Annotated in this window: 17 protein-coding genes and 1 pseudogene; 8 read left to right on the top strand and 10 right to left on the bottom strand. The window is 44.4% G+C overall.

Annotation, left to right across the window (positions count from 1 at the left end; genetic code table 11):
* Nucleotides 1-13 precede the first annotated feature (13 nt).
* A complete protein-coding gene (locus NIES2104_RS29065) occupies nt 14-622 on the top strand; it encodes a hypothetical protein (RefSeq protein WP_059002428.1) in 609 nt (202 codons plus the stop codon).
* Between the two features lie 35 nt (nt 623-657).
* On the opposite strand, the gene NIES2104_RS29060 is transcribed toward NIES2104_RS29065, so the two are convergent.
* Entirely contained in the window at nt 658-1,068 is a 411-nt protein-coding gene (locus NIES2104_RS29060; protein ID WP_059002427.1) for a GFA family protein, read from the bottom strand.
* A gap of 261 nt (nt 1,069-1,329) precedes the next feature.
* Between NIES2104_RS29060 and NIES2104_RS32080 the strand changes: the two genes are divergently transcribed.
* The 3 genes from NIES2104_RS32080 (at nt 1,330) to NIES2104_RS31120 (ending at nt 3,794) form a co-directional block, all read left to right on the top strand.
* The gene (locus NIES2104_RS32080; RefSeq protein WP_156427150.1) at nt 1,330-1,596 is read left to right on the top strand and encodes a hypothetical protein; all 267 of its coding nucleotides are present in this window, start codon (nt 1,330-1,332) and stop codon (nt 1,594-1,596) included.
* Complete coding sequence (locus NIES2104_RS29055) at nt 1,559-2,029, top strand: hypothetical protein (RefSeq protein WP_059002426.1); 471 nt, start codon at nt 1,559-1,561, stop codon at nt 2,027-2,029. The genes NIES2104_RS32080 and NIES2104_RS29055 overlap by 38 nt, the downstream gene beginning before the upstream one ends.
* A gap of 370 nt (nt 2,030-2,399) precedes the next feature.
* Nucleotides 2,400-3,794, top strand: a complete 1,395-nt coding sequence (locus tag NIES2104_RS31120; protein WP_156427149.1) for a pentapeptide repeat-containing protein — start codon at nt 2,400-2,402, stop codon at nt 3,792-3,794.
* Nucleotides 3,795-3,848: 54 nt separating this feature from the next.
* On the opposite strand, the gene NIES2104_RS29045 is transcribed toward NIES2104_RS31120, so the two are convergent.
* The 4 genes from NIES2104_RS29045 to NIES2104_RS31415 form a co-directional block, all read right to left on the bottom strand.
* Nucleotides 3,849-4,994 carry a GUN4 domain-containing protein gene (locus NIES2104_RS29045; RefSeq protein ID WP_192843676.1) on the bottom strand — a complete coding sequence of 382 codons (1,146 nt, stop codon included), beginning with the start codon at nt 4,992-4,994 and terminating at the stop codon, nt 3,849-3,851.
* A gap of 609 nt (nt 4,995-5,603) precedes the next feature.
* On the bottom strand, nt 5,604-6,149 hold the full coding sequence (locus NIES2104_RS32540) for an SH3 domain-containing protein (protein WP_059002423.1): 546 nt from the start codon (nt 6,147-6,149) through the stop codon (nt 5,604-5,606).
* A 131-nt stretch (nt 6,150-6,280) separates the two neighbouring features.
* The gene (locus tag NIES2104_RS29035; protein ID WP_059002422.1) at nt 6,281-6,943 is read right to left on the bottom strand and encodes a DNA/RNA non-specific endonuclease; all 663 of its coding nucleotides are present in this window, start codon (nt 6,941-6,943) and stop codon (nt 6,281-6,283) included.
* On the bottom strand, nt 6,918-7,151 hold the full coding sequence (locus tag NIES2104_RS31415; RefSeq protein ID WP_059002421.1) for a hypothetical protein: 234 nt from the start codon (nt 7,149-7,151) through the stop codon (nt 6,918-6,920). Before NIES2104_RS31415 ends, NIES2104_RS29035 begins: the two co-directional genes overlap by 26 nt.
* A 182-nt stretch (nt 7,152-7,333) precedes the next feature.
* Here NIES2104_RS31415 and NIES2104_RS31115 point away from each other — a divergent pair, with 182 nt between their 5' ends.
* On the top strand, nt 7,334-7,624 hold the full coding sequence (locus NIES2104_RS31115) for a nuclease A inhibitor family protein (protein WP_082690176.1): 291 nt from the start codon (nt 7,334-7,336) through the stop codon (nt 7,622-7,624).
* A gap of 92 nt (nt 7,625-7,716) precedes the next feature.
* Here NIES2104_RS31115 and NIES2104_RS29020 read toward each other — a convergent pair whose 3' ends face one another.
* Nucleotides 7,717-8,346: a glycine zipper family protein gene (locus NIES2104_RS29020; protein WP_059002419.1), complete on the bottom strand. Its 630-nt coding sequence runs from the start codon at nt 8,344-8,346 to the stop codon at nt 7,717-7,719.
* A gap of 569 nt (nt 8,347-8,915) precedes the next feature.
* Between NIES2104_RS29020 and NIES2104_RS29005 the strand changes: the two genes are divergently transcribed.
* Nucleotides 8,916-10,072, top strand: a protein-coding gene (locus NIES2104_RS29005; protein ID WP_156427044.1) for an IS3 family transposase whose coding sequence is annotated in 2 segments (ribosomal slippage) — nt 8,916-9,180 and nt 9,180-10,072 — 1,158 coding nt in all. Because the reading frame shifts where the segments join, the coding sequence is not laid out codon by codon here.
* Nucleotides 10,073-10,122: 50 nt separating this feature from the next.
* Here the strand turns inward: NIES2104_RS29005 and NIES2104_RS29000 are convergent.
* Both NIES2104_RS29000 and NIES2104_RS28995 read right to left on the bottom strand, forming a co-directional pair.
* A complete protein-coding gene (locus NIES2104_RS29000; protein WP_059002417.1) occupies nt 10,123-11,202 on the bottom strand; it encodes a GAF domain-containing protein in 1,080 nt (359 codons plus the stop codon).
* Nucleotides 11,203-11,792: 590 nt separating this feature from the next.
* Nucleotides 11,793-12,416, bottom strand: a complete 624-nt coding sequence (locus NIES2104_RS28995; RefSeq protein ID WP_225895345.1) for a tyrosine-type recombinase/integrase — start codon at nt 12,414-12,416, stop codon at nt 11,793-11,795.
* Nucleotides 12,417-12,713: 297 nt separating this feature from the next.
* On the opposite strand from NIES2104_RS28995, the pseudogene NIES2104_RS31110 reads away from it, so the two are divergent.
* Nucleotides 12,714-12,848: pseudogene (locus NIES2104_RS31110) on the top strand (ATP-binding protein); the annotation flags it as partial.
* Nucleotides 12,849-13,031: 183 nt separating this feature from the next.
* On the opposite strand, the gene NIES2104_RS28990 reads toward NIES2104_RS31110, so the two are convergent.
* Both NIES2104_RS28990 and NIES2104_RS28985 read right to left on the bottom strand, forming a co-directional pair.
* Complete coding sequence (locus NIES2104_RS28990; RefSeq protein ID WP_059002416.1) at nt 13,032-13,313, bottom strand: hypothetical protein; 282 nt, start codon at nt 13,311-13,313, stop codon at nt 13,032-13,034.
* Between the two features lie 206 nt (nt 13,314-13,519).
* On the bottom strand, nt 13,520-13,768 hold the full coding sequence (locus NIES2104_RS28985; RefSeq protein WP_059002415.1) for a hypothetical protein: 249 nt from the start codon (nt 13,766-13,768) through the stop codon (nt 13,520-13,522).
* Between the two features lie 275 nt (nt 13,769-14,043).
* Between NIES2104_RS28985 and NIES2104_RS28980 the strand changes: the two genes are divergently transcribed.
* Nucleotides 14,044-14,316 carry a hypothetical protein gene (locus NIES2104_RS28980; RefSeq protein ID WP_059002414.1) on the top strand — a complete coding sequence of 91 codons (273 nt, stop codon included), beginning with the start codon at nt 14,044-14,046 and terminating at the stop codon, nt 14,314-14,316.
* Nucleotides 14,317-14,327: the final 11 nt, after the last annotated feature.

The following is a 14,327-nucleotide window of genomic DNA, read 5'->3' as shown; positions in this document are numbered from 1 at the left end:
GCTCGATTCACGAATGCAGTGGCAAGTTGAGAGTCTCGAAGCGGAACAACAGCGAGAGCGAGAGCGGCTTTTGCAATGGGGCGAAGAGTCAAAGTCAAGGTATCCTGATCTCGAACTGCCTGCTTTTGATTCACCCGCACTCACTCAAGAAAGCGATCGACGAGTAGCGTGGCAGCACCAACAAGCTCTCAAGCTGCAAGCCGCTGTGCAGCATCTTTATGGAGAAGTAACGCCACCTAATCTTTGGAAGGGAGATAAACTCGCCGCTTGGGAAGGCACACCCGAAAATCTAGCGCGACTGCGAGAATTACAAACGGAATATCCATCTCGGCAGCGCGAGCAGCAGTGGATGCTGCGACCAATCGATGAAACGGTCGCCCTTGGAGAAATTAATGAGTTGATCATCGATTCAAGTCTCTTATCCCAACTGTTATGCCCGTACTGGGAGCGTTTAGGCGGATTAGAACTTTATCTGATTGCTTATCCTGTCCCGATCGAGCGGTTCATCTCGCCTGATATTCTGATTCTATCGCCGTCGCTGGAGCCACGAAGTCAACAGCAGTTTGAGGAGCGGATTATACAAGTCGTCGATCGCTTTATCAGTTCAAACTTAGAGTGTTGAGATTGAGACTGTATCAGGTTGAGTTTACGTTTTGACTAACCCTCCTCGATCGACGCAAACTTGGCGAACACCTCTGCTTCTGTCAGATTCAAAGTCTGGTTCGCAAAATCGTAATAGTTGGGCTTGCGATCAATAAAAATCTGTTCCGTAAACTCAAACTCAATCCCATCTTGAAACAGTCCTGCGGACAGGAAATATTCACCTGCTGGCAGCAACTTATAGAAAATGTGAGTTCCACATTCGCTGCAAAAAGCCCGCTCAGCCCATTCTGAAGATTGATAGACTTTCAATTGATCGCTGCCGTCGATTTGAACCTCTGAACCGCAAGAAATTCCCAAAGCCGGACTGCCTCCCCAGCGCCGACACATTCCGCAATGACAAGCATCAACGCTTTTTTTATCTGGCGTTTTCACTGTGATTGCACCACAAAGACATTGACCCTCCATCCTGACCTCCCAGATTCCAAGGTATAAATTCCTGTTATTGACTCTAACCAACTGAGATTCTACTGTTTTTTGACTAATTTTTCATAGTCTACTTGCTTCTGAAAATCAGGGATAAAGTAAGAGCAAGCAGTGAGCACTGCGCCAGAGGCATCGCGAAACTTGCAGAAGTGAAGGTGAAATTGTTGAAATAATTGCTCGAATCTCAGAATACCCGTTCAGCGATGGCACAATGGGGGACGTTGTATTTGCAGGAGACTCAGCATGGCTTTCAACCTACGGCAGCTAGACAATCTCATCGTAGGAGAGATTGAACCAATCCTTGATACATACACTAACAGCGCGATCGAGGAATTTGTTAACTCGCCTGAAGGAGAAGCACACCTCCAGGATTATTCTAACGGCGGCTATTGGATTAGCACCTTTATCGAATTGGGCTACAACTACGGTGAGACTACGTTACCCAGGCTGACCAAGGGATGTGCAGATGCTAATGGAATCCACACTCCCTCGCAAAGTTACGATCCTTGACCCTTCTGAAGCCGAAGATGCCATTCCTGAACTGGTGGCATTCTGGCGATTTCTTCAGCGACAGTACAATCTTCGTAGTGCCAATGCGATCGTCAAATATTTGGAATCGATCGCGACTCAATTTCCGGGCATGATGAGCGATCCTGCAAGAGGCGGAATTGCGAAAACCTTGATGATGATGGGACATCAAGCCGAATTTGATATGACGAATTCTCAAGGAATTGAAGCGTTTCAGCAGCAATACACTGCAAGCCTTGACCTCAATTCGCCTGATTCGAGTGCGAATCCACTCAGAAGCCTAATCGATGGAAGTTTGGCGTTTTCGTCTCTCGGTCAACCTACCCCGGATCGATCGAAGCCAAAAGGAATGGCATCACAGCGGAGGACCGTGAAGAAAAACACTCGTAAGAAAACTAGCAAAAAGAAGAAGTAGTAAAGCAACAGCAACCCTGAATTTTCTCTTTCCCTGCCTGCTCTGCTTCTTGAGCCGCAGGGGTTTTCTTCAGGTCGCCTTATTGCCGCATTTCGCGGCTCTGAAGCAAAAGGGGGTGGTTGAAGTCTTGCGAGGTCGGTGAGGAGGGTAGCCCGGAGCATCAGGAGGCGAATCGGGAGAAGTATCGGCGCGATCGATTTCCTTCAACCGATCGACATTTGAAAATGCTGATGAGATGTGATAGTTTTCCGTCGCTGTAAGTTAAAGAGAAATCAGGGATTAGGCGCGATCGTGGTGAAGTAGTGAATGTCGCAGCGCTGAGGAAAAGATGATGGCGAATCGGGAGCAGGTCGAGGTGTTGAGATAGGGGATAGAGGTTTGGAATCAGTGGCGAGAAGAACATCGTGATGTAGAGATTGACCTTAGTGGTGCTGACTTCAGCGATATCGACCTCATTGGCGCTGGCTTTACTAGAGCCAAACTTCAGGGTGCTGACTTCAATAGAACCAAACTCAGCTTTGCGAACCTCAGTGATGCCATTTTGATATGCACTAATTTTTTCTATGCCAACCTTAGAGATGCTAATTTCATACGTGCTGATCTCAGAGAATCCAATCTCATACGCGCTGACCTCAGTAGTGCTGATCTTAGGGAGGTTGATCTCAGGGAATCCAGTCTCATGAGTGCTGACCTTAGAGGTGCCGATCTCAGCCGTGCTGACCTTGCTTATGCCAATTTAAATGGTGCTGACCTTAGAGATGCCAATCTTTGGAGATGTAGACTGAGCCATGCCGACTTCAGCTTTGCCAATCTTAGCAATACCCTTTTAAGCGCCTCCGAACTGATAGAGAGCAACTTAACTTCTGCAAATTTGACAGGTGCTTGTATTCAAGATTGGAACATTAATAGGGTGCAGTTAGACAACATAATCTGTGAATATGTTTATTGGAAATATGAGTGGTCAAACCAAGAACGGAGATACCTTTTGAGCGATCGTCGTCCCAGCGATCCCAATTGCACCTTTGCCCCTGGTGAATTTACTACACTCATTCAGCAAGCTCTCGAAACCGTTGATCTGGTCTTTGTCGATGGAATTAACTGGCAAGTCTTCTTCCAATCTTTTCAAGAACTGAGATTGCAGTACAATGACCTCTCCATTCAGGCGATTGAGAAGAAAAGCGACGGAGCCTTCGTCATTCGATTAGAAGTGCCAGCAGAAGCGGATAAGGCAGCGATCGAGAGTCAGGCGAAAGAACTTTATGATATGAAGCTTCAATTTCTAGAAACTCAATATCGAGCCGAGCTAGACGCAAAAGACCGAGAAATCGAAATCTATAAGCGTCAGAGTACAGATATGATTGAAATCGTTAAACTTCAAGCTAGTAGATCAATTCATATAACTGCGATCGCAGGGAGCCAAGCAATGGGAGATCGAAATATTCACATGGGTAGTGGTAATTACAACGAGCGAATCGAGGGTAATTACATTCAGGGTAACTACACCAATATGAGCCAAGACCTCACTCAAGCCGCTCAGCAAATTCAAAATCTCCTTCAACAGCTTCAGAATCAGGGTGTCACAGTTGAAGCCGCTCAGCAACAAGTCGCGACAGACATGGCAAAACAAGCCAAAAGTAATCCTGCAATGATGGGAAAATTGGTGCTGTGGGGCAAAGCGATGGCAAACAAAGCTAGTGAGACAACGGTAAGCGAAGCAGCGAAGGTGGTTTTCACTTTGGCACTCAAGGCGGCTGGACTGTCTTAATTCTTGAGTGAACGCTTAGTCTCTACCTAAACATATCAGTTAGGGCAAAACGCATCAGTCATAAAGGCGTTCTGCAATAACTTTAAGAATAGGAAGACACACTTTGTATTTGTACCTGTGTGAGTAGGAAGAACTGGCTGCATACAGTTGAAAAGGGAGGTGTCCAACAGGAGCGTTAGTTGTAAAACTGGCATCGGTAATAAAAATCCAATGCCCGTCAACTTGCCAGCCCACACGTTGACCAAATCGATGGGGCTGCCCATAGTAAGAATACGAATTATTCCAGTATAGATAATTATCCCAATATTCATGTTTCTTATAAATTTCGCGTATGAGGCGTTTCTGCACGCTGAATCCAAAACGACCACTGCTATATTTTGTCCACAGTCTATCAATATGTTTCAAGTGTATCGACGGGAGCAGAATGATGTGATCCGCAGATAATCCTTTCAGATTAATGCCATCCTGATAGTTGCCTTGCCTAATCTCTTTCGCGTTCTTTTTTAAGTCAGTCGTGAATTCGCTACCAAACGCGGCTGACAACACTTTCACGATTACCTCAACCGTCTCACTATCAGCTTTTTCCCAGTCGCCTTCCTTCAAATAATTTTCTAGATTTTCGTATACTTCACTGTCAAATATCACTTCCTTGTTGACTACATTCCACCTCACTTCTTCTACTTTATTCATCAAAGCTGTAGCTACTTCAGCATCGGAGGCTTTCGAGCTTTTTCCAAGATTTGGTTTCCAACGACTCAGTTTCTTCTTAAACACTGGGTTACGCCGCGCAGAATTTTCTAAATCATCAACAATACCTTCGCGAAGCTCAGCGAATTTATCCTGTTCAGCACTTAATCTCGCTACAACGGCTGCTAAACTATCAACAAAATCAGGGAAATCTTGATTCACACTAATTAAGTTCCCTTGTACGGTAATATAATCACCTGCGATGTGCTCGTTGTAATTTCCATTCTCAATATTGATATTTCGTTGAGGACAATCGTCAGAAGTATTTGGTATTTCTTGCTGACTTGTGTATTCATTATCGTCATCTCTTAAGATTTCGCTGTCATCTTGTAACTTGCCTTGAATGTTCTTCTGCCATGCAAAATAGAGACAGGTAGAGATTAATAAGCATATTCCACACAGTAGGTTGTTATTAGTAAAAATACACACTGCTGCAAAAAATGCGAACAGCATACACAGGAATAGAAATTTATTTTCTCGCTTAGTTCTTATCCAGATTTGCCACAATTTTCTTAGGACTCTATTTACTACTGTCATTAAGTCAAAATCCTGCTAGATGTCAACGCCGATTTAAGGTGAAGTTTACACTATCGCAAGCGGTGAGAACACTGATAACATATCGAGATAGAAGATACCCATTCAGTTACGACAAAACTGATCGAAGTGGACCTGAATCGGGCGAAATTTGATTCTGATGTCCTTAAAATGTCTACCTTGGTAGAACTGACAGCGCAAGACGGCACAAAGAGCGATCGTGATTGTGGCAAACTCAAACAACTCAATCTACGAACAAACTAAACTCCCTGCTGGCTGCTGTGCCCCCAGTGAATGAACAGACCGAAGCGAGGGGTGTCAAACCATCTGTGTTGCATTCTTCTAGTTTACGGCGGTTACGGAGATCGAGCCTCTATTTTGCGCGATCGTGCCATTGCGATCGAGAATAGGGTCTCGACGCTTCAACGACTCTGCTTAATCAATGGCGCTGATGGGATTTCTGCCTACGTCGGTGGTAACTATAAGATGGCAAGACCATTTTCCTGGCAGATGTGCGCTAGGGGAACGCTATCGATAACACACAGGTGCAGCCCCACCCGGACGAGAATAAGCCGATCGCACCCCACATCTTCGATCTCGTTTATCAGTATCGTAGGGGCATTCAAAACTTCCAGACACAGGCTCTCGAATTGGGATCGGTCCTTCAGAAGCGGGAGAAGGTGATACCGCTGGCGATAATCGTTCTGTTGAATCTCTTCCAGAGATCGCCGCAAATTGACCATTCACCCAATCCGTAGCCCCAGATTGAAACCTCACCTGATACCAGGTTCGACCATCATCCCCCTGCTTCTGGTCGAGAATCTGAACCGCATCGCCCACAGCCTCGTAGTGTTGAGCAGTCGAGCGAGTAGTGGCATCTTCATGCACGTTGATCTGAGCCTTCGGATCTTGAGCCGTCAGCGTTCCTTGTCGATCTCTTAAGGATGGAACGGTCGGACTCGGTTTCTTGACGTTGGCGAATCGGTGAAGGTGTAACGGGTATTGGAAGGGGTGGGGAAGATTCAGAGGGAGCAGGAACGGTCGCGGTATTTTGAGATGGAGCAGAACAGGCAACCATTACAAACAGAACCGGGATCAACCAGATTGAAGGCTTCATCACTGGCATTTTGAAAAGGGCAGGAGACAGTTAACAGTAATATTTCTTACCCTTTATCTATCCGTAGAAACAGCCCGAATCATTCCGTTTATTCTGCGTCCTTCTTCGCCTCAATCACCTTCTGAATCTCTTCTAGCACATCCGAGAGAAAGTCATAGCCTGTTAGTTCTTCAAGACTGTCTACGGTCGTCAGATAGTCCTTGTAGCTCTTTTTCTGAATTCCCGGCACGTTCGGCATATTCACTGCAATCACGCGAGTCTCTTCAGTTACGCCACGATTTCCCAAGCCAGGACGATCAAGAACCACAACGACTTTCCAAAAAGTTGCCGGGACAGAAATCTTAGGTTTTCCGATCTCAGTGGCAAATCCCTTCGTACCCGTTCCACCTTCACCATTACCTCCCGAAATGATGTAAAGTTCCTTACCTTCCCGCGCTAAATCTTGCGATAAGTTTTCGAGTTCCAACCACGGACCACCATTATTATCCTGAGTCTGCGGCAGAATGTTGGTCATCAAGAAAGTCGAGCAATTATCGATTCTATTATTGGAACGATCACCCGATCGCGTTATGTGCCCTCGACTAAACCCACTGCCGGAGTAGTCATTCGGGCGCACTGCAACGAAATTATCGGGCAGATCGGGATCAGGACTGAAACTCGAACAGCGATCGACATCTCCCAACCACGATTCATTCAATTGCCGACTCACCCAATTCGCGATCCGCTTATCTATTGTTGTAGGAAAGTGCATATTGGCGTTTTAGCATCAAGTAATCGTCTTCATTCGTGGGATCATTCGTCGCAGGTGTGGGAGTGCCCAGAATCAGATGAATGCTGCCATTATTTCGAGCATCTGAGATGCCGCTATGAATTACGATGAGCGAGAAAATTAAAATGCTGAAGAACCAGTAATAGAGGTTTTTCTTGATTTTTGTTTTCTGGAACACATCGATGATCATCTCAAACCCTTTTCTTTACTGAGTTTCATCCAGCATTTTATGAGCGAACATATAAAACGACGCAAGAAAGTAATCAATCTTCTGAACTGGTTGCGACACTAGAGAAATTGACAGAAAACCTATTCTGGATGAGTGAGACGGATGCAACAATGCAGGTCGTCTGCTGAAAAGATTGCAGTGCGATCGAGACTCCTGAGCAGCTTCTAGAACAAACGCATCATGAGGCAGGTACGCCCGTTGAAGAAGTGGAGTTAGAGCAATTCTTTGAACCCGTGGTGACTGAGCAGGATTGGTTCGGAGATGAAGAGAAAGAAACGGCTGCAAAGTATCGATCGCTCTTGTCTGCACTTAAAGAGAACCTTTCTGATCTCAAGGTTTACCGAGTGGGAGAAATACAGATTGATGTTTACGTTGTAGGAAAGGATGAGGCGAGAAACATTGTAGGGATTGCGACTCAGATTGTGGAGACTTAGAGCAAACGGGTGATCGCTTTCCCACTAACCAATCTGACTTTACAGAAGCGACTTAGAACAGGGCGATTTGCTTAGAAAGGCTATTCAAAAATTTACTCGCTCTCTTGATTCACGATCAATTGGGGTTGCTTTGCCTGATCCACATCATCTTCTAGCCGTCTTTCGTTGTCATTTCTGAGTTGTTCAACAGCTATTTCTGAGGCGGATCTTAACTCTAAGGAATTCACCTCAGAAGTGTTCATAGAGGGAATATAGGTACAGTTTCTAATATGATTCATATAAATCTTGTTAAGATCCATAATATCCCCCCATAATTGCTTCTTAAGTTCATCCGGCGCACTGTCGGGAAGGTCTTTAAGCTGCGCTACTTTTCCGTCCAAACACATTTTGATTTGGTCTAAAGCCACCTTCGTTCTCTCTATTTTTCTTTCTCTTTGAACATACTCAGGACCTCGCCAAGCTAAAACTGCAAGTGCCGCACCAACAAGCGCGCCTACTGGACCACTAACCACTGCTAGGCTACTTACAGCTATACCAATTAAACTACCAATTGCTCCACCAATTAACGCAACTAAGTAGGAAGAACTTCGTTTTGATAGCTGGTCAGTAGCTGAATCTACTAATAAGTTAAGTTCGTTAGCCTGCTTGATAAACTCCCTAATTTCGCTCGATAAACTCTGAGCTTCAATTTCTGAAGATTTGCCGTCATTAGATTCAACCATATCTTGCAACGTGCATCTCTAATGCAACCCTATATTTCTTATGCTTTGTTCTCTAGATTGACAACTCTATTAAGCAAAGAGCTACCCCAGGAATGGAAATCTGACAATTGCTTAATCTTAGCTAGTAGAGACTTGACATTCATGAGTTTCGAGCAAACCCATATGAGAATGCCAGTAGCAATAAGAGCAGAGAGAGCGTCAGAGTATTTAGGAAGATTTGAGTAAAATCCTAGGTTAATATAAGAAGCTAGAACAATATACAAGAAACTAATGAAGAGCAGTATTCCTAAAACAATCTGACCTAGCAAAATTAGAAGCTTTACTCTGAAGAGTTTTCTCCTCTTTTTAATAAGAGCGAATTGCTCTTCTAACTCCGTCTTTTGCTCTTTTATCATCTGAAAGCTGACATCTTCTTCGCCTTGTTGACTCGACTCATAAGCCATTAATTTCTTGGCTTCCGTAGCTCTCCTTATACCCACTCGATAAACAGCTAATAGATAAGTGAAGTGGAACAAAAAAACTGGACAGGTGAATAAGCTACACCCCTCAACCTCATGGTAGGAGTAGATATGAGCCAAAACAAACGTAAACAACACAGCGCCCAGTTTAAAGCCAAAGTCGCCCTCGAAGCGATTAAAGGAGAAAAGACAATCGCGGAAATCGCGAGTCATTACAGCGTTCACCCCACGATGATCCACAACTGGAAACGGCAGCTTTTGGACGGTGCGAGTGAGTTGTTTGAACGCGGTGCGAAATCGAGTGCAGTGGAGCCAGAAACGAGCGCCCAAGTTGACGAGTTATATCGACAAATTGGCAAGTTGCAAGTGGAGCGAGATTTTTTAGCCAACAGGTCGGCACGATTGGGCTTGCCGACCGAAAAGCCTTGGTAGATTCAGAGCATCCAGAGTTGAGCATTGTGCGTCAGTGTGAATTGTTGGGCATTGCGCGATCGAGTTTCTACTACCAAGCTTTGCCGCCGTCGGAAGAAGAACTGGCAATCATGCGGTTGCTCGACGAACAATACTTGGAAACGCCGTTTTACGGCAGTCGGAAAATGACGGTGTTTCTGCAATCGCGAGGGTACAACGTGAATCGAAAACGGGTGCAACGGTTGATGCGGGAGATGGGGTTGTATGCGATCTATCCGAAACCCAATACCAGCAAAGCCGATCCAGAGCATCGGATTTATCCCTATCTGCTGCGAGGATTAGCCATTACGAATGCGAATCAGGTCTGGTGTACCGACATTACCTATCTTCCAGGCGCGAAGGGACACTTTTACCTGGTAGCAGTGATGGACTGGTACAGCCGCAAAGTCTTGTCATGGCGCATCTCAAACACGTTAGAAGTGGCGTTTTGTGTGGAGGCATTGGATGAAGCATTAGCGGGTTATCCCAAGCCAGAGATCTTTAACAGTGATCAAGGCGCACAGTTCACGGCGACAGCGTTCATCGATTGTCTCCAAGCAGCTCAAATCAACATCAGCATGGATGGGCGAGGCAGATGTCATGACAACATTTTCATTGAGCGATTATGGCGGAGTTTGAAGTATGAGTTGATTTATCTCAAGTCATTCGAGAATGGACAGCATTTGAATCAAGAAGTGAAACACTGGTTTCAATGGTACAATCAAGTCAGACCACATCAAGGATTAGAATACAAGACACCGAATCAAGTGTATTGTAGTAGTCTAAAGAATGTGAACATGAAAGAAGCAAAAGCGTGAATTGAATCTAGATCAGTAAAGTTAGTAGAATTGAGATCTAGAACTGTAGCTTATTCACTATCTATTTCTTGTCCAACCCTACGGGTCCATCTCACATATCCCGTATACAAAGACAGCACTCCTACTGACTCTCCTTGAACGGTTAGCGGAAAGCAAATGTAAGATTTCATATCTTGCTCCTCAATCCAAGCCCTGCTTTTGAACCTATCAATTTCATTTTTTATTTGCTCTATTTTGATTGGTCTACCCGATTGAAATGCCTCACCAACGAGTCCTTCTGTAATCCTTCTTGGCGCGCTACCTTTCGACCGCATATCAACATCTTCAGTATGCGACTCCTCAACAAAAAACAGCGTATCACTACCTTCTAATAAACGTAAAATACAAACTTTATAGGGCATTAAATCACCAACAAGTTGATCAATAACAGACTTGTACGCCTCTTTAGAAGACCTTCTAAAATCTTGTGGATCTGCAAGCATCCGACTAATATTTGTGTACACTTTACTTTTGTCTTCTTCTCGTAATCTACTGATTGCAGCAGAGACATGCGAACCTACTATTGTTAGCCAACAGATCTCTTTATCAGTAAAGCTCAACTGACGATTGGGTATATGCGTGTTTATTTCCACCTTATTAAGAACTTCAAGCGTACCAAAAGTTCTGTTATTTCCATTAAGAGGAACTGAGATTCCACACTTCAGAAAACCCAATTTCTCTTTATAAGCAGCGCCGTTAATAAAGTTGTCTGCTTCTTGATCTAGATTTTGGCAAATATTAGGCTCACCATAAGGGCTTGATGTGTTTTCACCAGGAGCAGCAGCTTTGCCAGAAAAACTTTCACCAGGTGAATAGCTTTCTCCTTCTAGCCAACTGTCCTCAATTGGTTTCCCTTCATGATCTATACCCTGTATCTTGAAACGTCTGATACGCCCGTCTTTAGCAAAGGTAAAAAGCGAAATAACTTGAGGGTGTATCTCCTCGTCAATCTTTTCAAATACAACTTTAACCACTTCATGGATGTTTTGGCATCGCAGAAGCTGATTGCCAAATGCTCTCAATTCAGTAATCTCTGACCATGAAATACCTGCTTCTATAGGGACTTCTGAAGGCGAATTATCAAACTTCATAATTCTATTTCTCCTACTTCATCAAGCAAGTTTACACAGATTTGAGAATTGAAGACATCCTCAGAAAGGCGCGATAATTATAGATGCAGCATTAGAAGCTTTCTAGCTACTCCATACACATTACGAACATATCATGCAGAACCAACTCAAATAATGAGGTTAATCAGCTTTAATATTCTAGCTACTTGCAGGAAGCTAAGTTAAACAGAAACATTTTCGCTTCAGACTAAAATATACAGTAACGTTAGCTCTCCATAGTATACATATGGTTAAGATTATTTTTATTTTTCAGTTTATATACGTATTAAAGGCTCTTCGCAAGAATTTTGTAAATTGTTGAAGTTTCTACCTAGCAGGCCTTCTAATAATCTTTTATCAAAAAATTAAAATCTGAATTGTGAAAGTATGTTAGCAATTCATGTTATTTTTAACATTATGCTTATCGAATTACCTTGGGTAGTCGCCCCAGGGTTTGTCGCCGGTGTAGTCCTGAAACTTCGCCCTCTAAATATTTAGCAGTACGCTCAAGCGACAAAAGCAATCGCATGTTGCTAGAAATGAGCTTTTTTGTATTTCAAGAGATTACTGCTTCATCTCAATATCTCTACCAACTGCCAATTAATTCGATCAAACCGAGCCGGATTTGCAGCCGTATATCTCACCGTATGCTGAATGTTCTTGTGTCCCAAATATTTCTGAATGTCTCGCGTGGGTAATCCCTGTTCAGCCAGGTAGTACCCGCAGCTATGTCTCAGCATATGAGGATGAATAGGTAAGGGCAGATCGGCTAACTCTCCAGTGCATTTCATAATTTTCGCGATCGCACCCGTCGCCAATTTCTTATCTCGCTCCCCGACAAACAGATGGTAGTTACCGGGATAGCGTTCTTTCAGTTGCTCTAGTGCTTTAATCTCGCTGGTCTGAAGTCGATGTATGCCGCTCTGGCTCCCTTTGAGTCGAGTGATCGAAATATTTCGATCATTTAACATGACTGCATCCCATTTCAATCGTGAAGCTTCTCCGGTTCTCAATCCGTGACGAAACATCAGGAGGAGTGTGCGATCACGCAGTCGATGACGACTCCGTTCCCCAGCAACTTCGATCAAACGAAGTGTCTCGTTCGGAATGAGATATTCTCGACTGCGGTAGACTTCGTTTTTTGTCGAACTGGCAATGATCGAGTATACATCTGTACTACTTTCAAACCTGTCCAAATAATAGTTGAATTACGGACAGTTTTAGAGCCTGAAACCTAATGATTGCGTTGAACCTTAAAATCGACTAAATTTTTTAGAGCTTTACTGAAAACACCTACGCCTTGTTGAGACTGACCCCCTTAGTGATGAAGAAAACTCCTGAAAACCTTGAAAACTAGGGATTTTCATCAAAATCGCGGATCAGTTAATTCATATTTTATTTAGACAGAGCATGAACAAATCAACGTGTTTTTAGGGTCTTAGAGCAGTTCATACGATCGCTTTGCAATCCCATATGAGACTCAAAAAAGTTTTCGGTATGAGCGTCGCAGTTTAATCATCACAGCCAATCAGCCGTTCAGCCAATGGGATGCAATCTTCACCGACTCGATGATGACGGTCGCGGCAGTAGACCGATTAGTGCATCATGCGCTGATTGTTGAGATTTAACCTCAAAGCTATCGCGCCTCATCGGCGCTCTCGAAAGCTGCTCACCTTCAGCCTGCTGAAACTTCCGAATCAGCTTGCTGATTCGATCTTAGTTGTCGCATTGAAGAGAGATACCTCTCTTCAACGCTTTTTTCAGTGTCCTGCAAAGTCGTTTAATTTATCTTCCCAGCATTCCGAGTTTTGTCACTTCAGCATTCTTCTATCTGCCGTGTAGCTGTCGTCAGTCTGAAAATGCTCTTGACATTTCACAGCATGGCGAATCGCTTTAGCTAGAGCGTGATCAATCTCGTTCCAAGACTGTCCATTAGATGTTTGAGCAGGGATGGAAGCAATAGCAACAAGCGAATCGGAACGAGGTGTGAGTTCGTTAGCAAATGCGCTGAGAATACGAATTACTTCTGCCCATAGGCAAAGCATTGTGAGAACGAGTGCGATCGCCCGCTTAAAGAATGGCAGGAATTTCATGATTTCGGGATGGGCGTAGAGGAGTCGAGATCGCGGACGACATGAATTGAGCGCAGGATCATTTGATCGATGTGGTCAAGCACAGTCAAGATGCCATTGTCAGGATTTTCTAACACCGACTCTTTGATCTGTTGCAGGTAGTCGATCAAGCTTTGACGCAAGATCGGTTTCTCGATGCTGGCAGTCCGATTGGTATCCCAAATGTCCTAGAAGAGGATGCCTGCTCCAACAGTGACATCTAAAAGCGTGCCGCCGATTTTAGATGCGACCACCGTCCCTGTTTTGGTAGCGATTTCTGCTCCAGCTTTGCCCGCTAGTTTTACCGCAACCGCACTACCGACTTTGGGAATGAGAGGAGCGATCGCAGGCTTGAGGGCAAGGTATCCACCACCGACGGTGAGTTTCTGTAGGGTTAACTCTGCCATTTCACCTTGAATGCCAGGAACATTGATCACTGTTTCTTTGAGATAACGTTCCCAGGATGCAGTTGGGATGTGGTTTTCGATTGGGATCTGGTTGAATTCCTGCTGGATACTCCTGAGATAGGTTTTTGCTGTTTTGGTTGCGATCGATTCTAGGCGAAGCTGGGAAATTTCGGGGACAAGGGCACGCTTGGCAAATTCGATTTGGAATTCTTCAGTGAGGGCTTCGGCAACTTGCTCTTGAGCGGTGGGACTTTCGGGATCAAGCCAGTGCTGAATGTTAGCCGCAATGCCGATAAAAAAGCTTTGTGTTCGATGTGCAGACTTGTGAGGGCATAGTCGCTCCTGAGCAATTCATCCAAGATTTTAGTTCTGTGAACATTGCAAGAATTGTCTATCGTGGCAAGCTTACCGGCAAGTTTATCGAGGATGTTCGTGCAGGTAGATACAGTGTCGATGAAGGTGTTGTGTGTAAGGGAAGAAATGCGAGTGGCGTATGGATGGTTAAAGTCAAAACCAATGCTTACATGAATAGACTAAAACAAGCTTTCAAGGATGATTGGGAGAATTACTGGGAATGAAGCGCACCTGC

It is taken from the genome of Leptolyngbya sp. NIES-2104, assembly GCF_001485215.1.
GTDB lineage: Bacteria > Cyanobacteriota > Cyanobacteriia > Leptolyngbyales > Leptolyngbyaceae > Leptolyngbya.
Note: the sequence above shows the minus strand (reverse complement) of the source record. Positions and strands in the feature narration are given on the sequence as shown.

Coding starts and splice junctions, on each gene's coding strand:
- NIES2104_RS32080 (WP_156427150.1), top strand. CDS start 1,330: ATGGCTTTCAACCTACGGCAGCTAGACAATCTCATCGTAGGAGAGATT.
- NIES2104_RS28990 (WP_059002416.1), bottom strand. CDS start 13,313: ATGAAATTCCTGCCATTCTTTAAGCGGGCGATCGCACTCGTTCTCACA.
- NIES2104_RS31415 (WP_059002421.1), bottom strand. CDS start 7,151: ATGATCATCGATGTGTTCCAGAAAACAAAAATCAAGAAAAACCTCTAT.
- NIES2104_RS29020 (WP_059002419.1), bottom strand. CDS start 8,346: ATGGTTGAATCTAATGACGGCAAATCTTCAGAAATTGAAGCTCAGAGT.
- NIES2104_RS29000 (WP_059002417.1), bottom strand. CDS start 11,202: ATGAAGTTTGATAATTCGCCTTCAGAAGTCCCTATAGAAGCAGGTATT.
- NIES2104_RS29060 (WP_059002427.1), bottom strand. CDS start 1,068: ATGGAGGGTCAATGTCTTTGTGGTGCAATCACAGTGAAAACGCCAGAT.
- NIES2104_RS29045 (WP_192843676.1), bottom strand. CDS start 4,994: ATGCTGTTCGCATTTTTTGCAGCAGTGTGTATTTTTACTAATAACAAC.
- NIES2104_RS29055 (WP_059002426.1), top strand. CDS start 1,559: ATGGAATCCACACTCCCTCGCAAAGTTACGATCCTTGACCCTTCTGAA.
- NIES2104_RS29035 (WP_059002422.1), bottom strand. CDS start 6,943: ATGCACTTTCCTACAACAATAGATAAGCGGATCGCGAATTGGGTGAGT.
- NIES2104_RS29065 (WP_059002428.1), top strand. CDS start 14: ATGCAGTGGCAAGTTGAGAGTCTCGAAGCGGAACAACAGCGAGAGCGA.